The organism is Micromonospora sp. NPDC051227 (assembly GCF_044455385.1).
Classification (GTDB): Bacteria; Actinomycetota; Actinomycetes; order Mycobacteriales; family Micromonosporaceae; genus Micromonospora.
In genome coordinates this window covers 528,144-550,194 of the sequence record NZ_JBITET010000002.1, presented here as the reverse complement: position 1 = coordinate 550,194, position 22,051 = coordinate 528,144, and the positions used below count along the sequence as shown (strand labels likewise).

General features: G+C 71.1%; 19 protein-coding genes. 14 read left to right on the top strand and 5 right to left on the bottom strand.

Features of this window, described 5'->3' with window-relative positions; genetic code table 11:
• The first annotated feature begins 78 nt into the window (after window positions 1–78).
• The 8 genes from ACIA47_RS06620 to ACIA47_RS06585 all read left to right on the top strand — a co-directional run bounded on the left by ACIA47_RS06620 (window position 79) and on the right by ACIA47_RS06585 (window position 9,249).
• Window positions 79–420 (top strand): hypothetical protein, encoded by a 342-nt coding sequence (locus ACIA47_RS06620; protein ID WP_091397247.1) that lies wholly within the window; start codon window positions 79–81, stop codon window positions 418–420.
• Between the two features lie 277 nt (window positions 421–697).
• Window positions 698–1,765, top strand: coding sequence for a BMP family ABC transporter substrate-binding protein (locus ACIA47_RS06615; RefSeq protein WP_203119478.1), 1,068 nt, complete (start codon window positions 698–700; stop codon window positions 1,763–1,765).
• Between the two features lie 189 nt (window positions 1,766–1,954).
• Window positions 1,955–3,589 (top strand): ABC transporter ATP-binding protein, encoded by a 1,635-nt coding sequence (locus ACIA47_RS06610; protein WP_396706400.1) that lies wholly within the window; start codon window positions 1,955–1,957, stop codon window positions 3,587–3,589.
• Complete coding sequence (locus ACIA47_RS06605) at window positions 3,586–4,959, top strand: ABC transporter permease (RefSeq protein ID WP_203119399.1); 1,374 nt, start codon at window positions 3,586–3,588, stop codon at window positions 4,957–4,959. The genes ACIA47_RS06610 and ACIA47_RS06605 overlap by 4 nt, the downstream gene beginning before the upstream one ends.
• A 3-nt stretch (window positions 4,960–4,962) precedes the next feature.
• Window positions 4,963–6,243 (top strand): ABC transporter permease, encoded by a 1,281-nt coding sequence (locus tag ACIA47_RS06600; protein ID WP_091394568.1) that lies wholly within the window; start codon window positions 4,963–4,965, stop codon window positions 6,241–6,243.
• 86 nt (window positions 6,244–6,329) lie between these two features.
• Window positions 6,330–7,034, top strand: a complete 705-nt coding sequence (locus ACIA47_RS06595) for a cytidine deaminase (protein ID WP_145787426.1) — start codon at window positions 6,330–6,332, stop codon at window positions 7,032–7,034.
• 143 nt (window positions 7,035–7,177) lie between these two features.
• Window positions 7,178–8,458 (top strand): thymidine phosphorylase, encoded by a 1,281-nt coding sequence (locus ACIA47_RS06590; protein WP_396706398.1) that lies wholly within the window; start codon window positions 7,178–7,180, stop codon window positions 8,456–8,458.
• Window positions 8,459–8,568: 110 nt separating this feature from the next.
• Window positions 8,569–9,249, top strand: coding sequence for a DUF4272 domain-containing protein (locus ACIA47_RS06585; RefSeq protein ID WP_203119397.1), 681 nt, complete (start codon window positions 8,569–8,571; stop codon window positions 9,247–9,249).
• Between the two features lie 2 nt (window positions 9,250–9,251).
• Here the strand turns inward: ACIA47_RS06585 and ACIA47_RS06580 are convergent, their stop codons facing one another.
• Together ACIA47_RS06580 and ACIA47_RS06575 are read right to left on the bottom strand one after the other, a co-directional pair.
• Window positions 9,252–10,124, bottom strand: a complete 873-nt coding sequence (locus ACIA47_RS06580; RefSeq protein ID WP_396706015.1) for a putative RNA methyltransferase — start codon at window positions 10,122–10,124, stop codon at window positions 9,252–9,254.
• A gap of 1 nt (window position 10,125) precedes the next feature.
• Window positions 10,126–10,614, bottom strand: a complete 489-nt coding sequence (locus ACIA47_RS06575; RefSeq protein WP_396706013.1) for a MarR family winged helix-turn-helix transcriptional regulator — start codon at window positions 10,612–10,614, stop codon at window positions 10,126–10,128.
• Between the two features lie 152 nt (window positions 10,615–10,766).
• Between ACIA47_RS06575 and ACIA47_RS06570 the strand changes: the two genes are divergently transcribed.
• Both ACIA47_RS06570 and ACIA47_RS06565 read left to right on the top strand, forming a co-directional pair.
• Window positions 10,767–11,180, top strand: a complete 414-nt coding sequence (locus tag ACIA47_RS06570) for a PPOX class F420-dependent oxidoreductase (RefSeq protein ID WP_203120429.1) — start codon at window positions 10,767–10,769, stop codon at window positions 11,178–11,180.
• Between the two features lie 52 nt (window positions 11,181–11,232).
• Window positions 11,233–12,306: an adenosine deaminase gene (locus ACIA47_RS06565; protein WP_396706011.1), complete on the top strand. Its 1,074-nt coding sequence runs from the start codon at window positions 11,233–11,235 to the stop codon at window positions 12,304–12,306.
• Window positions 12,307–12,308: 2 nt separating this feature from the next.
• On the opposite strand, the gene ACIA47_RS06560 is transcribed toward ACIA47_RS06565, so the two are convergent.
• Window positions 12,309–12,827: an ATP-binding protein gene (locus ACIA47_RS06560; RefSeq protein ID WP_396706396.1), complete on the bottom strand. Its 519-nt coding sequence runs from the start codon at window positions 12,825–12,827 to the stop codon at window positions 12,309–12,311.
• 277 nt (window positions 12,828–13,104) lie between these two features.
• On the opposite strand from ACIA47_RS06560, the gene ACIA47_RS06555 reads away from it, so the two are divergent.
• The 4 genes from ACIA47_RS06555 to ACIA47_RS06540 all read left to right on the top strand — a co-directional run bounded on the left by ACIA47_RS06555 (window position 13,105) and on the right by ACIA47_RS06540 (window position 18,212).
• Window positions 13,105–16,740, top strand: a complete 3,636-nt coding sequence (locus ACIA47_RS06555; RefSeq protein WP_396706009.1) for a nitrate- and nitrite sensing domain-containing protein — start codon at window positions 13,105–13,107, stop codon at window positions 16,738–16,740.
• Window positions 16,737–17,141: a roadblock/LC7 domain-containing protein gene (locus ACIA47_RS06550; RefSeq protein WP_030329023.1), complete on the top strand. Its 405-nt coding sequence runs from the start codon at window positions 16,737–16,739 to the stop codon at window positions 17,139–17,141. The genes ACIA47_RS06555 and ACIA47_RS06550 overlap by 4 nt, the downstream gene beginning before the upstream one ends.
• Window positions 17,142–17,239: 98 nt before the next feature.
• A complete protein-coding gene (locus tag ACIA47_RS06545; RefSeq protein WP_203120437.1) occupies window positions 17,240–17,617 on the top strand; it encodes a DUF742 domain-containing protein in 378 nt (125 codons plus the stop codon).
• Window position 17,618: 1 nt separating this feature from the next.
• Entirely contained in the window at window positions 17,619–18,212 is a 594-nt protein-coding gene (locus ACIA47_RS06540; RefSeq protein ID WP_238680483.1) for an ATP/GTP-binding protein, read from the top strand.
• A gap of 268 nt (window positions 18,213–18,480) precedes the next feature.
• Here the strand turns inward: ACIA47_RS06540 and ACIA47_RS06535 are convergent, their stop codons facing one another.
• Entirely contained in the window at window positions 18,481–20,925 is a 2,445-nt protein-coding gene (locus tag ACIA47_RS06535) for a transposase (protein WP_396706394.1), read from the bottom strand.
• Between the two features lie 38 nt (window positions 20,926–20,963).
• Window positions 20,964–21,914 carry a DNA primase gene (locus ACIA47_RS06530; RefSeq protein ID WP_396706007.1) on the bottom strand — a complete coding sequence of 317 codons (951 nt, stop codon included), beginning with the start codon at window positions 21,912–21,914 and terminating at the stop codon, window positions 20,964–20,966.
• Window positions 21,915–22,051 lie beyond the last annotated feature (137 nt).

Here is a 22,051-nt window from a genome sequence, read left to right as displayed (position 1 = left end):
CGTGGTCGGGCGGCCTGGACGCGCCGACCGGCCCACCCCACTACTACAAAGTGTCGTTGATGGGGGAGGATGGGCGGCGTGGAAGCACTCCGACTCATCCTTCTCTACGTCCATCTGATCGGGTTCGCCCTGCTGCTCGGTGGCTCGATCGCCCAGTACGCCAGCGGTCGGCTGCGGATCAACCCGGCCATGCTGTGGGGCGCGGTGATCCAGTTGCTGACCGGGCTCGGCCTCTCCGCACCGCTGCGCGACGGCGACGAGCCGGCACCGGCAAAACTTGTGACGAAGTTGGTGATCGCGCTGCTGATCTTCGTCATGGTCTTCTTCTCCCGGAAGCGGGACGTGGTCAACCGCGGTCATTTCCTCGCGATCGTCGGCCTGACCCTGGTCAACGCGGCGGTCGCGGTCTTTTGGAGGTAACGTCCGAGGAGGGAAACGCCTCCAGAAAACGGACGTTGCGGACGCCGTGGCGCTCGGTTACCAGCACGAAGAGTGACTTGCCCCACGCAAGGGTTACACCCGGGTAACAGGCGCTCAACAGTCGTGCACGATTGTCGGCCGGTGGGTGGACGCGGGCGTACGCTCCCGTCCGTAACGTGGGACAGCCGGCGGCACACCCGCAGGTCGGCTGATGGGCTGCCACCGCACAAGGCGCGGTGTGCAATGGGAAGGAGACGTCTTGCGCTCGGTGCGTGGGATGCGGATCGCCTCGATCTTCGCGGTGGGTGGGCTCGCGCTCACCGCCGCCGCTTGTGGCGAGGCGCCCAAGGATGACAACAACGCCGGCAGTGGCGCCAAGAAGTTCAGCGCCTGCATGGTGACCGACGTCGGCGGCATCGACGACAAGTCGTTCAACGCTTCGGCCTGGAAGGGCCTGCAGGAGGCCAAGGCCGCCAACGACAACATCGACATCAAGTACGTCGCGTCGAAGGCCGAGGCCGACTACGAGCCGAACCTGACGCAGTTCGTCAACCAGAAGTGCGACTTCATCCTGGCGGTCGGTGGCCTGATGGGCGACGCCACCTCGAAGATCGCGAAGGCGAACCCGAACCAGCAGTTCGGCATCGTCGACGCGAACCCGGGTGACGCCAACGTCTACCCGATGCAGTTCGACACCGCCCAGGCCGCGTTCCAGGCCGGCTACCTGGCCGCCGGGATGAGCAAGAGCGGCAAGGTCGGCACCTACGGTGCCGTGCCGATCCCGCCGGTGACCATCTTCATGGACGGCTTCGTCGACGGTGTGAAGTACTTCAACACCACCAAGGGCAAGAACGTCCAGGCCCTGGGCTGGAACAAGGAGACCCAGAAGGGCTCCTTCTCCAACGCCTTCGACAAGCAGGACGAGGGCAAGAAGGTCTCCGACGCGCTGGTCGCCCAGGGCGCGGACATCATCATGCCGGTCGCCGGCGGCTCCGGCCTCGGCACCACCGCCGCGGCCAAGGCGTCGGGTGGCAAGTACAGCACCATCTGGGTGGACGTCGACGGCTGCGAGAGCACCCCGGACTGCTCCGCGATCCTCACCACCGTGGTCAAGAACATCCCGGAGGCCGTCAAGGAGGCCGTGGTCAAGGCCGCCGGTGGCGAGAAGCTGGAGGCCAAGCCGGGCTTCGTCGGCACCCTGGCCAACACCGGTGTCTCGATCGCCCCGTACCACGACTTCGACAGCAAGGTTCCGGCCGAGCTGAAGGCCGAGGTCGACAAGATCAAGGCGGACATCGCCGCTGGCACCATCACCGTCACCTCGAAGGCCCAGCCGACCAAGTGACAACCGGCCGGCCGCTCCGGTGAGATCATCGGGGGGCCGGCGGGGGACAGGTACGACCCGATCGGCCGCTCCGGCTCTGCGGATACCCCGCGGGGTCGGAGCGGCCGATCGCGCACCACGGCGGCCGGTCCGGTCCGGCCGGTACGACGCAGCTAGGCTGCACCATCGCTCGCACTCCAGGAGGTTGCGCTGAGACTCGAACTGCGCGGCATCACCAAGCGGTTCGGTGATCTGGTCGCCAACGATCACATCGACCTGACGGTGGAGCCTGGAGAGATTCACGCCCTCCTCGGCGAGAACGGCGCGGGCAAGTCGACCCTGATGAACGTGCTCTACGGGCTCTACCAGCCCGACGAGGGCGAGATCCTGGTCGACGGCGAGCCGCTGAAGCTGAAGGGCCCGTCCGACGCGATCGGCGCCGGGATCGGCATGGTGCACCAGCACTTCATGCTGGTGCCGGTCTTCACCGTCGCCGAAAACATCATGCTCGGCGCCGAGCAGGTCCGGGGCGGCATCGCCGGCTTCCTGGACCGGCGGCGGGCCCGGCGCGAGGTCACCGAGGTGTCCGAGCGCTACAACCTGCGGGTCGACCCGGACGCGGTGATCGAGGACCTGCCGGTCGGCATCCAGCAACGCGTCGAGATCGTCAAGGCGCTCACCCGCGACGTCGACCTGCTCATCCTGGACGAGCCGACCGCGGTGCTCACCCCCCAGGAGACCGAGGAGTTGCTGACGGTCATGCGGTCGCTCAAGGCGGCCGGCAAGTCGATCGTCTTCATCACCCACAAGCTCGGCGAGGTCAAGGCCATCGCCGACCGGATCACCGTGATCCGACGCGGAAAGACCGTCGGCACCGCCTTGCCGGAGGCCAGCCGGGATGAGCTGGCCGCGTTGATGGTCGGGCGCAACGTCCGGCTCACCGTGGACAAGACCCCGGCCACGCCGGGCGAGCCGGTGCTGGAGGTGGCCGGGCTGGTCGTCGACGACGACCGGCAGATCCGCGCGGTCGACGGCGTCGACCTGACCGTGCGCGCGGGCGAGGTGCTCGGCGTGGCCGGGGTGCAGGGCAACGGTCAGACCGAGCTGATCGAGGCGATCATGGGCCTGCGTCCAGCGCTCGCCGGCACGATCAGCCTGGCCGGCGACCGGATCAACGGCTGGAAGCCCAAGAAGGTGCTCCGGGCGGGCGTCGGTTACGTGCCCGAGGACCGCAGCGTGGACGGCCTGATCAAGGAGTTCAGCGTCGCGGAGAACCTGGTGCTGGACATCTACGACCGGCCGCCGTTCGGTGCCGGGCTCGCGCTGAAGCCGGACGCGATCGCGGCCTCCGCGAAGGAGCGGATCGAGCAGTTCGACGTTCGGACCTCATCGGCCGACGCGGCGGTGGGCACCCTCTCCGGCGGCAATCAGCAGAAGGTGATCGTGGCCCGGGAGTTGTCCCGACCGCTGAAGCTCTTCATCGCCGCCCAGCCGACCCGTGGCGTCGACGTCGGGTCGATCGAGTTCATCCACAGCCAGGTCATCCGCGAACGAGACATCGGCACCGCCGTTCTGGTGGTCTCCAGCGAACTCGACGAGGTGATCGCGTTGGCCGACCGGATCGCGGTGATGTACCGCGGCCGGATCATCGGCATCGTCGGCCCGGACACCCCGCGTGAGGAGATCGGTCTGCTGATGGCCGGCATCAGCCCGGACGCGGCCCACGACGCCATCGCAGCACCCGCCGCCGACAAGCCCGGAGCGACGACCGCCGCCGACAGTCCCGGCGTGGCAGATGGGAGCCCGGCGAGCGACGCAGGCTCCGCGAGCGAGGACGAGGCATGACCAACCCCAACCCGCAGTCGGGCTCCCCGGACAAGGAGCCGGCGAGCGAGGCGCAGGCCGCGCAGAACGCGCTCGGCAACACCGAACGCGCCGAGGTGGCGACCGAGCCGGACCGCTCGGTGGCGAAGCCGGGCCCGGAGCCGGAGCCGAAGCCGAGCCTGGGCCGGTTGTTCCTGGACAACCTCTGGGCGGCCAACACCTTCACTGTGACCCTGCTGTCGTTGGTGCTGGCGATCGTGGTCGGCGCGGTGCTGATGATCATCTCTGATCCCGACGTGCTCTCCACCTACTCGTACATCACCTCCCGCCCGTCCGACGCGATCAACTCCAGCTGGACGCTCGTCAGCGAGGCGTACGCGAACCTGTTCAAGGGCTCGATCTTCGACCCCGAGGCGTTCTCCGGCTGGTTGAACGGCGCCAACGGCTGGCAGGCGGTGCTCGCGCCGATCTCGGAGACGCTGACCTACGCGGCGCCGCTGGTCTTCACCGGCCTGTCGGTGGCACTGGCCTTCCGGGGCGGCCTGTTCAACATCGGCGCCCAGGGCCAGGCCACCATCGGCGTGATCATGGCGGCGCTGGCCGGCTTCCTGCTGCCGCTGCCGCCCGGCCTGCACCTGCTGGTGGCGGTGCTGGCCGGCGCGCTCGGCGGAGCGATCTGGGGTTTCATCCCCGGCATCCTCAAGGCCCGTGCCGGAGCACACGAGGTGATCAACACGATCATGCTCAACTACGTCGCCACGTACTTCCTCACCTGGTTGATCGTGCAGAACGGCGTGCAGGACCCGAACCGTACCGACGCGATCAGCAGGGCGGTGGACAGCTCCGCCCAGCTGCCCCGACTGCTCGGCGACAATCTGCGGGTGCACGCCGGCATCCTGCTCGCCGTGCTGGCCACCTGGGCGGTCGCCTGGCTGCTCAACCGCTCGACGCTCGGCTTCGAGCTGCGCGCGGTCGGCGCCAACCCGGACGCCGCCCGGACCGCCGGCATCAGCGTCACCCGGACGTACATCCTGATCATGGTCTTCGCCGGAATCCTGGCCGGCCTCGGCGGCTCGAACATGGTGCTCGGCTCCACCGCCAGCGCGTTGACCCCGCTGGTGGTCGCGCAGATCGGCTTCGACGGCATCCTGGTGGCGCTGCTCGGGCGGGTGAAGCCCTGGGGGGTGCTGCTGGCCGCGCTGTTGTTCGGTGCGCTGCAGGCCGGTGGTAACCGGATGCAGTCGTACTCCGGGATCTCGCTGGAGCTGGTGACCGTGCTCCAGGCGCTGATCGTCATCTTCATCGCCGCACCGGCCCTGGTGAAGGCGATCTTCCAGCTCCGGGCCGCACGCGCCGCCCGGTTGCAGACGAGCCTGGCGAAGGGCTGGTAACTCATGTCCACCATGGCTGTCCCCGACATCGCGGTCGCCCCGGTCGACGAGGGCTTCTGGACCCGCAGCCGGAAGGTCGGTCTCACGCTGCTGGCGCTCGGCCTGCTGTCGGCGGTGCTCTTCGGTGCGCTCGCCACCGACCAGCAGGCCCGGTTCACGCTCAGCGACGACGCGGCCGGTGCCGCGTTGGAGATCAACGGCACGATCGGGGCGATCCTGTTCGGGATCATCACGATCGCCGCCGGCGCGGCGCTGCTCGCCGGGGTGCCGAAGCGGTGGTTCCTTCCCGTGCTCGGCGTCGGGCTGGTCGCCTTCGTGCTGTCGTTCCTCTGCTGGCAGGTCTCCGCCGCGCCGACCGGGCAGAACTTCATGCCGCTGGTCAACGTCATCCGGGGCACGTTCATCCTGGCCCTGCCGCTGATCTTCGGCGCGCTCGCCGGAGTGCTCTGTGAGCGGTCCGGCGTGGTCAACGTGGCCATCGAGGGCCAGCTGCTGATGGGCGCGTTCAGCGGGGCCCTGTTCGGCAGCATCTCCGGCAGCGTGTGGGTGGGCCTGGTCGCCGCCGCCATCGGCGGCGCGTTCATCTCGCTGCTGCTGGCCGTCTTCGCCATCCGCTACCTGGTCGACCAGGTCGTCATGGGCATCGTGCTGAACCTGCTGGCCGTCGGCGTCACCGGCTTCCTCTACGAGCGGCTGATGCAGACCGACGCCGCGAAGTACAACAGTGCGCCCCGCTTCAGCAACTGGGAGATCCCGCTGCTGAAGGACATCCCGGTACTCGGGCCGGCGTTGTTCCGCGGCAACATCTTCCTCTACCTCGGGCTGCTCCTGGTCCTGGTGATCCACATCGGGCTGTTCCGCACCCGCTGGGGGCTGCGGACCCGCTCGGTCGGCGAGCACCCGATCGCCGCAGACACGCTCGGCGTCAAGGTGTTGCGGGTCCGCTACCGCAACGTGCTGCTGGCCGGCGTGGTCGCCGGCATCGGCGGGGCGTCCTACACGCTGGCGCTCTACTCGTTCACCAAGAACATGATCGGCGGTAAGGGCTTCATCGCCCTGGCCGCGCTGATCTTCGGCCGGTGGAACCCGACCGGCGCGCTGCTCGCCGCGCTCTTCTTCGGCTTCGCCGACCAGCTCGCCACCTACCTGGGGGCGATCAACAGCGTCATCCCCAGCCAGTTCCTGGCCATGCTGCCGTACCTGGCGACCATCCTGGCGGTCGCCGGGCTGGTCGGCCGGGTCCGGGCACCGGCCGCCGACGGCAAGCCGTACATCAAGGGCTGACCGCCATCACCACAGACCGCTGCGGGCAGGGCCGGGGACCCGGCCCTGCCCGCTTCTGACCTGGGCTACTTCGGCAGAATGATGACATGACCGACATTGACTGGGCGCAGTTGCGCGCCGCCGCCACCGAAGCGATGCGGCACGCGTACGCGCCGTACTCGACGTTCCCGGTCGGCGCGGCCGCGCTGGTCGACGACGGCCGTGTGGTGGTCGGCTGCAACGTGGAGAACGCCGCGTACGGGGTGACGCTCTGCGCCGAGTGCGGGGTCGTGTCCAGCCTGCACGCCACCGGTGGCGGCCGGCTCGTCGCGCTCTCCTGCGTCGACGCGACCGGCGAGCCGTTGATGCCGTGTGGCCGCTGCCGGCAGCTGCTCTGGGAGCACGGCGGGCCGGAGTGCCTGATCGAGAGCAAGACCCGGCCACTGCGGATGGCCGAGCTGCTGCCGCACGCCTTCGGCGTGGAGGACCTGGAGGCCGTCACCGGGGAGACACCGGTGCCGGTGGTCCCGGAGCGGCTCGCCGCCTGGCGCGGGCGCGGCACCGTCTTCGTGCACCCGGACATGTCCGCCGGTCAGCAGGTCTGGACGGCGTACTGGGAGCGGTCGGCCGGAGACGACGCCGGCGCCGAGACCGGGGTGCTGGAGGAGGCGCCGAGCTGGGACGACCCGGCCGAGGCGATCACCTGGGGCCTGGCCCGGACGCCCCGGGTGGTCGTGGTGGACGCCACCGGCACCATCTTCTGGGCCGGCGAGGGTGAGCCGCCTGCGGAGATCCCGGTGCGCTGGTCTTGATTGTGGTTGCTGTCTGGGGACGGGGCCGACCGTGCCCGGCTCCGGGCGGTCAGGCTTGATCCCTCCGCCGGGCACGGTCGGCCCCGTCCCCGTCGTGGTAACCGGCCGTGGGTCGGGATCTGCACTTCGACTAGGAAGATCTTCTGATGAGTTTTGCTGCTGTTGACGTTATTCGGGTGAAGCGGGACGGGGGGGTTCTGTCGGACGCGCAGATCGACTGGGTGGTCGACGCGTACACCCGGGGGGTCGTCGCCGACGAGCAGATGTCCGCGCTGGCCATGGCGATCCTGCTCAACGGCATGACCGGCCCGGAGATCGCCCGGTGGACCGCCGCGATGATCGCCAGCGGTGAGCGGTTGGACCTGTCGGCGGTACGCCGGCCGACTGTCGACAAGCACTCCACCGGCGGCGTCGGCGACAAGATCACTTTGCCGCTCACCCCGCTGGTGGCGGCGTGTGGCGCGGCCGTGCCGCAGCTGAGCGGCCGGGGCCTCGGGCACACCGGCGGCACGCTGGACAAGTTGGAGTCCATCCCGGGTTGGCGGGCCACTGTGAGCAACGAAGAGTTCATCGCTCAGCTGGACGAGGTCGGTGCGGTGATCTGTGCGGCCGGTGCCGGGCTCGCCCCCGCCGACCGCAAGCTGTACGCGTTGCGCGACGTGACCGGCACCGTGGAGGCGATCCCGCTGATCGCCAGCTCGATCATGAGTAAGAAGATCGCCGAGGGCACCGGGGCGCTGGTCCTCGACGTCAAGGTCGGCTCGGGCGCCTTCATGAAGTCCGTCGACCAGGCCCGCGAGTTGGCGCGCACCATGGTCGAGCTGGGCGGTGCGCACGGAGTGCGGACGGTCGCCCTGCTCACCGACATGTCCACCCCGCTCGGCCTGGCGATCGGCAACGCGGTCGAGGTGACCGAGTCGGTCGAGGTGCTGGCCGGTGGTGGACCGGCCGACGTGGTGGAGCTGACCCTCGCCCTGGCCCGGGAGATGCTCGACGCGGCCGGTCTGCCGGACGCCGATCCGGCGGCGGCGCTGCGCGACGGCCGGGCCATGGACTCCTGGCGGGCGATGATCCGGGCGCAGGGCGGCGACCCGGACGCGCCGATGCCGACGGCAGCCGAGGTGGAGGTGGTCCGCGCCGAGCGGGACGGGTACGTCGCGGCCGTCGACGCGTACGCCATGGGGGTTGCGGCGTGGCGGCTCGGCGCGGGTCGGGCGCGCAAGGAGGACCCGGTCAGCGTGCCGGCCGGTGTGGTGTTGCACAAGCGGCCGGGTGACGAGGTGCGGGCCGGTGACCCGCTCTACGAACTGCGTGCCGACGACGCGACGCGGATTCCGGCAGCGCTGACCGAGGCCGCCAACGCGGTGCGGATCGCGCCGACGGCTCCGGCGGCGACGTCGTTGGTCATCGAACGCATCGGCTGATCGATTCGACGTCGCCCTGGCGTGGTGCCGGTCACCTGGGAGCGCTATTGTCGCAGGCCAAGGGGGGACAACCGGCCTTGCGCCGGCGCGAGCAGACAGGAAGATCCGCCGTGACCGTTGCTGCCCCCGACCCACGTGAGGTGCGCGAGGCGAGCCTGGACGAGCTGTCCCGGCTCGGCCTGCCGTTGCCGCCGGCCCAGTTTCCCCTCGTCTGGGAGCCGGGTGACCAGATCGACCTGCGCCCGACCGCGGAGATCGAGGCGCGGATCGCGGTGCTGCACCTGATCCTGGCCCGCTGTTTCGGGATGCCCCCACAGGCGGCGATGAGCTGGCTGCTCGGCTCGCACCTGGTCGACATGGTCACCCCGCCGGAGTGGCAGTTCGTGATGGGCGGCAAGGGCGACCACCGGTCGTTCGTGCTGCACCACGACGCGCTCTTCGCGCTGGCCTGGGTGCTCGGGCTGAGCAAGCAGCTCGACCCGACGCTGGCCGTCGACGAACGGCTGATCGAGCGGCTGCCGCACATCGCCGAGGGGGAGACCTTCCCGCACTGGCGCTCCCGGATCCTCACCGCGCCGCAACACCCGGCCGACGCGGCCGCCCTGCTCGACCTGCACTACTGCCTGGACTGGGCGTACCTGGAGACCGAGCGCGGCGGCCGGCGGGCACCGGGCCTGGTCGACGCGAACGCGATCGGGCAGCGGCGGTGGGCGCTGGAGTGGGCGGTGATCCTGCGCGGGCCGTACCACGACGAGCCGCCCGGCTGGGAAGAGGTCGACCTCTCCACCTGAGGTCAGCGAGGTCGCAGGACGTCGAGCCGGACCGCCACGGTGACCCGGACCGGTTCGGGCAGCGCGGCCAGCCGGGTGGCGAGCGCGTCCGGGTCGGTGTGCCAGGCGCTGGGGCCCATCCCGACCACTGTGGCGACCTCCGGGCGGGTCAGCGCCAGTTTCGCCCGGTGCACGGCCGCGCTGACCGGCGTGAAGTGCCCGCCCAGGCTGGCGGTCACCCGGTCGGCCTTGTCCGGGTCGACCCGGAGCAGGTCGAGGGCGTCCACCAGTTCGGCGAGGTGATCGGCGGTGGGGGTGACCACCAGCAACGTTCCGGCCGGGTCGAGCACCCTGTGGAACTCCGGGCCGTTGCGCGGGGCGAAGACGTTCAGCAGCACGGCGGTCGAGGCGTCGGCGAGCGGCAGTCGCTGCCAGGTGTCGGCGAGCGCGGCGGCGGCCCGGGGATGCGCGCGGGCCGCGCGGCGCAGCGCCGGCTTGGACACGTCCAGGGCCAGGCCCACGGCGTCCGGCAGCGCCGCCAGCACCGCGCCGAGGTACCGGCCGGTCCCGGCGCCGGCATCCACCACCAGGGGGTACGCCCCGAAGTCGAGCGTCGGCATCGCCCGGAGCCGACCGGCGGCTTCCGCCGCGGCAGCTGCGAGGGCGGCCGAGATGACGTCGTAGTGCCCGGCGGCCTGGAAGTCCGCGCGGGCCGCGACCATTTCGGGGGTGTCGCCGACGTGCGGGGCCCGACCGGTGAGCAGGTTGACGTAGCCCTGCCGCGCGATGTCGAAGCTGTGCCGGCGTGGGCACCGCAGCGCCTTCGTGTCACTGGCCTGCTCCAGTGGCTCGGCGCAGACCGGGCAGCGCAGTCGGTGGAGGATGCGGGGGTCCACGTCAGACCTCCGAATCGTGCCGTGGCTGGGGCGCCCGCCCGCCGAGGTGGTCGACCACCCGGTGGGTGAGCGCGCTGAGCGCGTCGATCTCGGCCGGCGTGAGCAGGTCGATCAGGTGCCGGCGGACGGCGGCCACGTGGCCGGGGGCGGCGGACTCGATGGCCTGGCGCCCGGCGGGGGTGAGGACGACGACCGAGCCGCGGGCGTCGTCGGCGCACTCCTCGCGGGTGACCAGGCCACGCTGCTGCATTCGGGTCAGGTGGTGGGAGAGCCGGCTGCGCGACCAGAGCATGCGGTCTGCCAGCTCCCGCAGGCGCAGCCGCCCATGCGGTGTCTCGGAGAGGTCGGAGAGCACGTCGTAGTCGGCCTCGGAGAGGCCGGCGTCCTGGGTCAGCTCCCGGGCCAGCTCCAGGTCGAGCAGCCGACGCATGCGGCGGTAGCCGCGCCACGCGCGGTCCTCCCGTTCGTCCAGCCACCGGGTCGCGTCCATCCGGCAAGTCTAGCGGTTGGTTGACACGTCATCGATTCCGCACGTAAGTTCGATGACATGTCAACGAAATTCTCGCACCGCGGCCCCGTCGCGCTCCGCCGCCACCGGTTCGGCCGGCGGACCACAGCGCTCGCGGCGCTACGGGTGATGACGTGAGCGACCGCCTGTGGGAGCTGTTCGGTCAGCGCGGGCGCGGAGTGCTGGTCACCCTGCGCCGGGACGGGCGGCCCCAGCTGTCCAACCTCGACTACCTGGCCGAGCCGGGGCTGATCCGCTGCTCCACCACCGGGGGCCGGGCGAAGGTGCGCAACCTGCGCCGCGATCCCCGGGCCAGCTTCCACGTGACCACACCGGACGGCGGCGCGTACGCGGTGGCGGAGGGGGTCGTGGCGCTCAGCGAGCCGGCCGTGGCCACCACCGACGAGACGGTCGACGAGCTGGTCGAGGTCTACCGCCGGATTCGCGGCGATCACCCGGACTGGGCGGACTACCGCGCCGCCATGGTCGCCGACGGACGGCTCGTGATCCGCCTCGACGTGCACCGGGTGTACGGCTGGCGGCCGTAACGCCCGGCCGGTCACGTACCGGTCCGCCCAGGCCGCTGACTAGGGTCTGAGCATGGTCGCAACTATCCGGTACGAGGACATCGTCAAGGTCCCGAAGGCGCTGCTGCACGACCACCTCGACGGTGGGCTGAGGCCGGCGACGATCGTCGACCTGGCCGCCGAGGTGGGCCACGAACTGCCCATTACCGACCCGGAGGCGCTCGGACGCTGGTTTGCGGACGCGGCGGACTCCGGTTCCCTGGAGCGCTACCTCGAGACGTTCGCGCACACAGTGGCCGTCATGCAGACCGCGCCCGCGCTGCGTCGGGTGGCCCGCGAGTGCGCCCTGGACCTGGCCGCCGACGGCGTGGTCTACGCCGAGGTACGTTTCGCCCCGGAGCAGCACCTGGAACGGGACCTCAGCCTGGACGAGGTGGTCGAGGCGGTGCTGGCCGGGTTCGCCGAGGGCACCGCCCAGGCGGTCGAGGCGGGCCTGACCATCCGGGTGGGCACCCTGCTCACCGCGATGCGGCACGCCGCCCGTTCCCAGGAGATCGCCGAGTTGGCCGTGCGGCACCGGGATGCCGGGGTGGTCGGCTTCGACATCGCCGGCGCCGAGGCGGGCTTTCCACCCACCCGGCACCTGGACGCCTTCGAGTACCTCCAGCGGGAGAACTTCCACTTCACCATCCACGCCGGCGAGGCGTTCGGTCTGCCGTCGATCTGGCAGGCGATCCAGTGGTGCGGGGCGGACCGGCTCGGCCACGGGGTGCGGATCGTCGACGACATCGCCCCCGACGGCTCGCTCGGCCGGCTGGCCGCGTACGTCCGGGACAAGCGGATCCCCCTGGAGCTGTGCCCCTCGTCGAACGTGCAGACCGGTGCGGTGGGCTCGATCGCGGACCACCCGATCGGCCTGCTGCGGGACCTGCGTTTCCGGGTGACGGTCAATACCGACAACCGGTTGATGAGCGGCACCTCGATGTCGCGGGAGATGTCGCTGCTGGTGGAGACATTCGGCTATGGCTGGAAAGAGTTGCAGTGGTTCACCATCAATGCGATGAAGAGCGCCTTCATCCCGTTCGACGAGCGGCTGCGGATCATCGATGACGTGATCAAGCCGGCGTACGCGAAGTTGATGGCCTGAGCTCAGCCATGTGGGTGGCCGGCGAGCAGCCCGGCCACCCGGCGCAGCACCTCCCGGGCCCGGGCCGCCTCCGCGCCGAGGCCCATCTGCCGGCGCAGCACCGCCGGCTCGGCCCGCAGCAGCGCCACCCCGCGCCGAATCAGCACCCGAGGCGCCTTGCGCTGCTCGGACAGGTCGCGGGCGAGTCGGCGCAGGAAGGTGGCGCCGCGCGGGCGGCGCAGCGCATAGGCCCCGGCGAGCAGCCCGCGGCGACGGCACTCCTCGACGATCTCGGCGGCGAAGATCCCTTCGGCCACGAAAAGTGGCGATCCGGCGACATCAAATGTCCGGGTGGCCACCCGTCGATCGGCGCCGATCGCATAAACCGGCACATCGGCTCGGCCATCGCGGGCAAGTTGGGCAATGATTTCCACCGCACTGGGGGCGTCCCAGGAGTGCGGCGATTCCCAATCCACCTGGCCGTTTCGTCTCGGCAACGTAGGGTCATCGCCGTCTTTGTAGAAGTCGTCCAAGCACAGCACCGGCAAGCCGGTTTGCTGCGCTATGTACGACTTTCCGGACCCGGATGGGCCGGCCAGTAGGACAACTCGGTGCGGATGTTCCATTACCTTCAGTTACTCCGGCCAGACAGACTGCTATCAAATCGCATCAACATCTCATCACACCTTCGGTCTGGGACAACCTGGGCTTTCTTCTTGTCGACCGGCGTGATGGAATCTCGGGGGTCCGACCCGCCGGGTCGGTCGCTGGGCGTTGCCCGGGGCAACGCGTTCAAGCTGTAATCGCGAGGGCGGTGACGTGAGCAAACGGCCAAAGACGGCGGGCTCCTTCCTGTCGCGGCTGCGCCGGCCGGCCAGCCGGCTCCGGGACATGCCGATCTGGTCCAAGCTCGGTCTCATCATGATCGTGCCGACCATCGCCACGGTTGTGGTGGGCACCAGTGGTCTTATCGACCACGTGGAGACGCTCAACAATGCCAACCGAGCTGGCGACCTGGCGAATCTGTCGAGCTATTCAGGTGACCTGGTCGACAGCCTGCAGGACGAGCGGACCGCCGCCGTGCTGCTGCTGGGCGCCGACGGGACGCAGCCGACGGCCCAGTACCAGGAGGCCTACAACCGGGTGAACTCCCGGGTGGATCAGGATGCGATCCCCTACCGGCAGCAGCGGACCGAGATCGAGGACCTGCCGGGCAGCCTGGAGAGTCTGCTCGACAGCATCGACCAGAACCTGCAGGACCTGTCGGGCGTCCGCAGCCAGGTGTTCAACGGAAAGCTCGCGCTGACCGAGACCGTGCAGGCGTACGAGGGTCTGATCAGTGACCTGCTCGCCATCCGCGACTCGTCCACGCAGCTCGCCGGTGACAACCAACTCAGCGACCGGATGCGCGCCGCCGCGGCGGTCGCCCGGGAGAAGGAGTTCCTCGCCGTACGCCGGGTCGTGGTGCACCGCGCGCTGGGTGTCAAGGGCGGACAGCGCCTGACCCCGGCACTGCGCAGGGACTACGTCGCCAGTGACACCGGCCAGCAGCAGGCCCTGCAAAGCTTCAAGGCCGTCGCCACCCCGGACGACGCGAAGTTCCACGACCAGACGGTCGCGGGCGGCGACCGCCGGCAGGCACAGAACTACACAGGCTGGATCGACGGCAACACCACCGGCAACATGCGCGGTGCGCCGTTCGGCCCGGACCAGTGGGAAGCCGCCATGACGGCCAACGCCAAGCTGATCCGCACCGTCGAGCGGAAGCTCGACAGTGAAGTGGTCAACCAGGCCGACACCCTCCGCTCGGACGTGCAGCGCCAGGTCTTCCTGGAGACCGGCCTGCTGCTCAGCATGCTGCTGCTGGCGATTCTCTTCGCCTACCTGGTGGCCCGCTCCATGGCCCGCTCGCTCCGTGAGCTGCGGCAGGGCGCGCTCTCCGTGGCCCAGTACGGCCTGCCACAGGCGGTGGCCCGTCTGCGCGACCCGCAGGTCGTCGGGCAGCTCTCCCCGGTGCAGCTGGCCAACCAGATCGCCGAACCGCTGCCGGTGCGTAGCAAGGACGAATTCGGCCAGGTGACCGAGGCGTTCAACGCCGTCCACCTGGAAGCCGTCCGCACGGCCGCCGAGCAGGCAGCACTGCGCGCCTCCGTCGCGACAATGTTCGTCAACCTCGCCCGTCGTTCCCAGATCCTGGTCGACCGCCTCATCGGGCACCTCGACCGGCTGGAGCGCGGCGAAGAGGACCCGGACCGGCTGGCCGAGCTGTTCCAGCTCGACCACCTGGCCACCCGGATGCGCCGTAACGACGAGAACCTGCTGGTGCTCGCCGGTGCCGACTCCACCCGCGTGCAGCGTGAGCCGGCCGCCCTCATCGACGTGCTGCGCGCCGCGCAGTCCGAGGTCGAGCACTACACCCGGATCGAGTTCGGTGTCATCGACCGCGACATCGAGGTCGCCGCGCACGCGGTCAACGACCTGGTGCACCTCGTCGCGGAGCTGTTCGACAACGCCACCGCGTTCTCCCCGCCCGACTCGCAGGTCATGGTCGAGGCCCGGCGTGTCGGCGACCGCTCCTCGCTGTACGTCGAGGACCGCGGTATCGGCATCAGCGCCGAGCAGTTGCACGACCTCAACGAGCGGCTCGCCACTCCGCCGCAGGTCGACGTGGCCGTGTCCCGGATGATGGGCCTGGTCGTGGTGGCCCGGCTGGCGTCCCGGCACGGTGTCCGGGTCGAGCTGCGCCCCGGCAACGATCGCGGCACGGTCGCCGACGTGACCCTGCCCACCTCGGTGCTGGTGCCCCGGGCGCTCTCCGGTCGGGTGCAGCAGCCTCCGGCGCTGCCTGCGGCCGGTGCTCCCCAGTTCGGTGGTCCACAGTCCGGTGGGCCCGCGCCGGTCTTCGGCGCGCTGCCCGCGCTGGGCAACGGCCCTCGTCCGAGCGAGTCCGGCAACCAGGTCACTCTGGGCGGTCGCCCGTTCGACCCCGCGACGCGCAACGGTGCCGGCACCCCCGCCAACGGTGGCGCGTACCGGTCGATGCCGGCCTGGTCCGATCTGACCGGCGCGGCCGGGACGAACGGCGTCAACGGCGGCGACGGGTTCACCCCCCGGTCGGCCAACGGCCAGGGCACCGACCCGCTGCCGCAGCGCCGGGCCGGGGACGAAACCCCGACCACCGGCCAGCAGCCGTCCATTCCGCGCCAGCTGCCGAGCAGCCCCGAGGCGCACCCGTACTCGGCGCCGCCGGTCTCCGCGCAGCCCTACTCCGGTGCGCCGGTGTCCGCCTCGCCGGCCTCCGGTCAGCCGTACTCCGGGCAGCCCTACTCGGGTGCGCCGTACGGCGGCGCGCCGGTGTCCGCCGCTCCGGCCTCCGGTCAGCCGTACGCCGGTCCGCCGGTGTCCGCGTCGCCGGTCTCGGCCTCGCCGGCGTCCGGTCAGCCGTACTCGAACCAGCCGTACTCGGCACCGCCCGCGTCCAGCCAGTCGTTCAGCGGGTTCGCGCCCCGATCAGCCCCGCCCGCACAGGCAGCCAGCGCCCCGGCACCGCCGGCCTGGCCGCCAGTGCCGGGCAGCGACCGGGACACGGCCACCCCGCCGGTGCCCGAGCGGCTCGCCGCCGCGCTGGACATGACGACTGAGCTGCCGCGGGTGCCGCGACCCGGCGAGCAGCCGGCCGCGGCCCAGCCGCAGGCGCCGACCCCGACAGCAGCGCCGACCCCGGCAGCAGCGCCCGCTCCGGCTCCGGCTCCGCAGACTCGGCCGGCACCGCAGCAGCCGCAGGCGCAGAACCGTCAGCGGTACGCGGATGAGACGATGGAGCTGCCGATCTTCCGGGAGCTCGAGTCAGCCTGGTTCCGTACCCGTCGCCCGGGCTCCGAGGAGACCGCGGCCGGCGCTCAGCCAGCGACGAACGGCGACTCCGCTACCCAGCAGTTCGCCACGGTCGAGGCCACCGGTCGGGCAGTCCACAAGACACCACCCGGGACGACAGGTAACACACCGATGGCAGAGACTCCGACGGTCGGAGGAACGCCGCGGGACAACGGCTCCACAGCGAAGGAGGGCACCCGCCCCAGCCTCGCCGAGAGCCTGCCGAACCGCCGGCCCCAACCGCAGAGCAACGGCTGGCAGACCGCCGCCGACGACGGCTGGCGTGCTGCCTCCGCGGCGGCCGGCGCGGCGCCGGTGAGCGAGACCACCACCACCGGTCTGCCGAAGCGCAAGCCGATGGCGCAGCTGGTACCCGGTGCGGTAGAGAAGCCCACCACCTCGGTCCAGCGGCGCTCCCCGGAGGCGGTTCGTGGCCTGCTCTCCGCCTACCACCGGGGCGTGCAGCGAGGGCGTAGCACCTCGGACAACCCGACCAGCCCGGAGGCGACTCCGGGAGGGCAATCCTCGCAGTCTGGCTCAGGCCCGGTGGCCGGGAGCGGGCAGAAGGAGCAAGAAGGATGACAACTACGCAGGATCTTGGTTGGCTGCTGGCCAACTTCGCCGACCGGGTGCCCGGCGTCGCGCATGCGGTCGCCGTATCGGCGGACGGCCTACTCCTCGCGTCGTCACGGGATCTGCCGCGCGACCGGGCAGACCAGCTCGCCGCGATCTCATCGGGTCTGGTCAGCCTGACCCAGGGGGCAGCGCGCTGCTTCGAGGGAGGCGCGGTGTTGCAGACCGTCGTGGAGATGGACAATGGCTTCCTGTTCCTGATGTCCATCTCGGACGGCTCGTCCTTCGCCGTGCTGGCAGCCCGCAGCTCCGACGTGGGCCAGGTTGGCTACGAGATGGCGCTGCTGGTCGACCGGGTGGGCGACGCACTGACCCCGCAGCCGCGTGCGGCTGCGGGCATGCTGGGCTGACGTCTCGCCGATCGTGAGGTCGGCACGACTGCAACAACGACAACGACGGGTTTCACCGGTGGGAGCCGGTAACGGGTGCGAAGGAGGTGAGCGGCGAGATGGCCGATCGTGACGAACCAACCGGAGCGTTGGTCCGTCCATACGCCGTGACCCGTGGTCGCACCCGTCCCCGGCTCGACATCGCGCTGGAGGCGCTCGTCGAGACGACGGTGCGCGGCCGGTCCCTTGCCAATGGCAACGGCGGCCAGGGCCGCGAACACCAGTACATCGCCGCGCTGTGTGACGGACGCGTGCAATCGCTCGCGGAGATCGCGGCGCGGATGCAGCTCCCGCTCGGTGTGGCCCGGGTGCTCATCGCCGACATGGCGACGGACGGCCTGGTCGCGGTCCACGAGCCGACCATTTTGGACGACTCCGACGACGCGGTGGGCACTGAACTGCTGGAGAGGGTGCTGAGTGGACTTCGCAGGCTCTGACATGTCGCACCGCCCGCCGAACCCGAGCGGCCGCGTGACGTCGGCGAAGATCGTTATCGCCGGTGGATTCGGCGTCGGTAAGACGACGCTGGTCGGCTCGGTCTCGGAGATCACGCCGCTGACCACCGAGGCCATCATGACCTCCGCTGGCGTGGGCGTCGGCGACACCCGGCAGGTGCCGGGCAAGACGACGACCACGGTGGCCATGGACTTCGGCCGGATCTCGATCGACCGTGACCTGATTCTGTACCTGTTCGGTACGCCGGGTCAGACCCGTTTCTGGTTCATGTGGGACGAACTGGTGCGGGGTGCGATCGGTGCGGTCGTGCTGGTGGACACCCGCCGGCTGGCCGACTGCTTCGCGGCGATCGACTTCTTCGAGCACCGACGCCTGCCGTACCTGGTGGCGATCAACTGCTTCGACGGGATGCAGTACCACGACCCGCAGGACGTCCGGGACGCCTTGGCGATCTCGAGCGACGTGCCGGTGGTGGCCTGCGACGCCCGTAACCGGGAGTCGACGAAGCACGTGCTGATCTCGCTGGTCGAGTACGTGCTGACCATGCGCCGCACGCGCGCCGTCGCCCCGGCCTGATCCGGGACGCTGCACGCCCCGGTGGTGGCTCCTGCCGCCACCGGGCGCTGCCAGCCGCCCCGGTGACTCCGCGCTGGCTCGTCGCTCAGACGGGCCAGCGCGCCGCCAAGCCGCCTCCTGACGACCTGGAAGCTGCCAGCCCCTTCCCGGGGCACAGGCCACCCACGGTCCTCGCGAGGCGGCTTCTGCGTGCCCGGGGGATCGCCCTGCTGACGCGGAAGCGCCCCCAGCCAGCCGGCTGGGGGCGCTTCCGCGTGTGAGAAGGGGATCAGGACTGGTAGCCCGCCGAGCGGTACTCGTACTCCCGGTCGTCGTCGCGGTCCCCGTGGTCGCGGCTGAAGTCCCAACCGCCGGCCGCCTCGCGACCGGGCCGACCACCCACCGCGAAACCGCCGATCTCCTGGCCGCGACGCCAGCCACGGAAGTAGCCGGTCGTGTTCTCCGCGAGGCTTGCCGCATCACGCACTATGCGCAATGGGCGCTCCTCGCGCAGCGGCGAACCCGGCACCAGGTTGGCCTGCGGCACGCGCTTCGGCAGCCCGGCGTTGGTCTCGGCGCCCACTGCCGGGCGGGCGGCCTGCTCAGCGGCCTGCCAGCCGGTGTCGGCAGTGGTCGACCAGTCCAGGTCGGACTCCTCGGGCTGCCCGACGAACCAGGCCGACTTGGCCTGCGCGAAGATCAGCAGATCGCCGTCGCCCTCGTCGGCGACCGGCGGCGCCCGGTGCTCCATCGGCGGTGGACGGTGCTCGACCGGGGGCGACGGCCGGTGCTCGGCGGCACGCTCGGTGCGGGCGGCCGCCCGACCGTTGCGAGCGGCCTGCTCGCGGTCGACAAGGCGCAGCGGCGGCGTCTCCAGGTGCTGGTCCGCGGGAGGGCTCAGCCCCTCGCGCAGTGCCCGGTCGGCCAGCGGCGGCGGCTCCACCAGCCGCAGCATCGGTGGCTCCGGCGGCAGGTCGTCCGCCAACCAGGGCGGGGTGACCCGACCGTCGGCCCGACCCGGGTCGGTCGGGGCGTCGACACCACGGCTGCCGCCGTACGAGTAGGCCACCGGGTTGTTCGGTGAGCTGTCGGACGGGTCCTCCGGGTTGTTGACCAGCGGCCAGTTGGCCCGGGAGCCGGGCGGTGCGGCCTCCTGCCCGGGTCGGGGGGTCGGCACCGGAATGCTGAGATCGGTGGCGCTGAACCCGCCGGTGGGTGGCTCGTCGACCGGGCGTTGCTGGTGGCTCGGCCGGGGCTCGCCGTTGGTCTTGGGGCGGGGCGGAATGACCGTACGCTGCCGCTCGGCCCGCGCGTTGTTGATCGCGGCAGTGGTCAGCGTCGGCCGGAACGGCTCACCGGCCTCGGCCGGCGGCACCATGCCGCGCTGCGCCGGCGCGATCGGGGTGATCCCGGGCGGCGGGGGCGGCGGCGAGGAGACGGGCCGGTTGGTCGGGCCGTCGATCCGGCTGGGAAGCGGCTCGCTGCGACTGGGCAGCGTGGACGTCGGCGGCCCAGCCATCGCCGCCGGAGTCATCGGCGCGGGTGCGACCGGTGGCGGCGTGACCGGTGCGGGGGCGACCGGCGGTGGCCCGAGCGGGCGTGGCGACGCCAACGGCGCGTTACCGGGGACCGGCTCGGGACGGCTGCGCCGCCCGACAGCGGGTGCCGGGTCGGCGGCTGACGGGGTGGGTCGGACCGACCGCAACCCGGCGTTGGTGCCGGCGAGGCCGGTCAACCCGGCGTTGGTGCCGGCCAGGCCGGTCAACTCGCCGACGGACTCGCCACGGCGGGCCGCGGCCCGGCGGCCGGGTGCCTGGACAGGCGTGCTGACCCGTGAGCTGAGCGCGCTGACCAGCGCCTCACACCCGGCGTCGCAGGCTCGTACGGAGGCGACGGCCTGGCGGACCGTCTCGGCCACCGCGGACGTGAGCGCCCGGTTGACCGCGGCACGTCGAGGTGTCTCGGAGATGGCGACCCGCAGGGCGGTGACCGCCTCGTTGATCTCGTCGGCATCGGCTACCCCGTCCGCGGCAAGGTGCGCGGCGATGGCATCCGCCGCGACCGACACCTCGCGGCCCCGGGCCACTGTGCCGCCGAGCATGCCCGGCTCGGGTAGCGCGTCCAGCACGGCCAGAGAGACCGGCTCGGCCGGGTCCGGGTATGCGCGCAGGGCCGCCGGGTAGAGCTCACGCAGAACCTCGCGCAGCGCCACGGCGGCGGAGTGTCGGCCACTTGCCAGCGCGGCGTGCGCGGAGAGCACCTGCTTGTAACCGGCGAGGTCCCGGGGCGCCGGCAGGGTGACGGCGGAGAGCGCCCCCGCCTGCAGCGCGCGGGCGAGGCCGACCGCCCGTCGTTCGGCCGGAGGCGACTGCATCTCCTCAAGGGAGTCGTCGTCGGCGAACCGCTCGGCGAAGTCGTCCACCGAGTCGTCGTCGGCGATCGCCAGGGGTCGCCCCGCCGCGCTCAGCAGCGAGGTGACCGTGTGGTCGTCGCTGTCGGCGGCGATGGCCGCACCGCTCGGCCCGCCCGACCGCTCCACGAGCAGCGCGACGAGCTGGGCGTAGCCAGCGGCGTCATCGCTGATCTCGCAGACATGCAGCAGACGGCCTGCGTCGTCGACCACAGCGGACGTCAGCGTCGAACCGGCGGAGGCCGGTCGGTCAGCTGGATCCGCCGAGGCCAGACCGCAGTAAACGCGCACGAGCGCCACGGCGTCGTCCTCCTCCCGGGACAGGTCTTCCTCTGCCAGCAACTGATGCTCCCCGGTACGGGTCAGTCGCGCCAGTCCACCACCGCAGAGATCTTGCCGACAATGGTGCGCCAACCCAAACTTGCGGTCTGCGCCCCGATCTTCTTCAGCCGTCGCCGAGCCATGAACGCGCCGATCCCACCGTTGGCGGTGCCACGCAGCGCCTCGTCCAGGTCGTCGAGGCTGGAGCCGGCGGAGAGCATGTCGAGTACCGCAGGCAGCCGCAATGCGTACGAGAGGTCACGCGCGGCCTCGCCCGCCTCGATCAGCAGGGTCGAATCCCACGTGTCGTGCCCGCCGCGCAGGTTCTCCACGACCAGGTCGAGCTCGTAGGTGTCCTCGTCGAGCGGAGCGATATCTGCCGGCTCCACCCGTTCGGACAATTCATTCCAGCTGTCCAGTTGGGACAGATCGTTGGGCGCGCCGGATCGGATGAAACTGACAAGCGACTCGGGGGTCTTGAACAGCAGCAGCTTGCCTCGGTGGCTGAGGAAGACCGGCACCTCCTCGTCGTCCGCCTCGTCCGCCTCGTCCGTGACGGCCTCGTCCGACTCGTCGTCGGTCTCGGTGGCGGCGCTGTCCCGGCGGCGCGTCGACTCGTCGTCCTCGTCGGCGAACTCCTGGGCCAGCTCCTCGTCGAGGATGACGACGGTCTCGTCGTCCTCCTCCTCCTCGATCGCCTGGCGGCGGGCGAGGAACGGGTCGTCCTGGTCGCGTTCGGTCACGTCGGTGGGAGTCAGCGAGCTGGCCGGTCGGTACGCCCGGAGCGTGAAGCCGGTGCCGGCGGGCAGGGCGATCTCCACTGGGTCGATGCGCAGCTCGTCCCAGAGTGAGCGGTCGGTCGACGCCGACGGGCGCTCGGTCTCGTCTGGCTCGGCCGCGCCGGTGGTGTCGTCGAGCTCGGGCTCGTCGGCGTCGGGCCGTTGGGGCGACTGGCGGGCCACGCTGACCTCCGTGTGCTTCGGGTTGCCCACCCACCGGGGTCTCTGACCGGCGAGTGACTCTGGGCACATACCCTAGTCGGCAGCCCTGGGTGACCGATGCCCGCACCCCGGTGGCCGGTTGACGCACGGGTCCGACCTGCTGGTCGTCACCGCTGGCGAAGCGGCGG

Excerpts from the sequence above, each read along its gene's own strand:
- ACIA47_RS06615 (WP_203119478.1), top strand. The coding sequence starts at position 698 with ATGCGGATCGCCTCGATCTTCGCGGTGGGTGGGCTCGCGCTCACCGCC.
- ACIA47_RS06605 (WP_203119399.1), top strand. The coding sequence starts at position 3,586 with ATGACCAACCCCAACCCGCAGTCGGGCTCCCCGGACAAGGAGCCGGCG.
- ACIA47_RS06600 (WP_091394568.1), top strand. The coding sequence starts at position 4,963 with ATGTCCACCATGGCTGTCCCCGACATCGCGGTCGCCCCGGTCGACGAG.
- ACIA47_RS06595 (WP_145787426.1), top strand. The coding sequence starts at position 6,330 with ATGACCGACATTGACTGGGCGCAGTTGCGCGCCGCCGCCACCGAAGCG.
- ACIA47_RS06575 (WP_396706013.1), bottom strand. The coding sequence starts at position 10,614 with ATGGACGCGACCCGGTGGCTGGACGAACGGGAGGACCGCGCGTGGCGC.
- ACIA47_RS06565 (WP_396706011.1), top strand. The coding sequence starts at position 11,233 with ATGGTCGCAACTATCCGGTACGAGGACATCGTCAAGGTCCCGAAGGCG.
- ACIA47_RS06550 (WP_030329023.1), top strand. The coding sequence starts at position 16,737 with ATGACAACTACGCAGGATCTTGGTTGGCTGCTGGCCAACTTCGCCGAC.
- ACIA47_RS06545 (WP_203120437.1), top strand. The coding sequence starts at position 17,240 with ATGGCCGATCGTGACGAACCAACCGGAGCGTTGGTCCGTCCATACGCC.
- ACIA47_RS06540 (WP_238680483.1), top strand. The coding sequence starts at position 17,619 with ATGTCGCACCGCCCGCCGAACCCGAGCGGCCGCGTGACGTCGGCGAAG.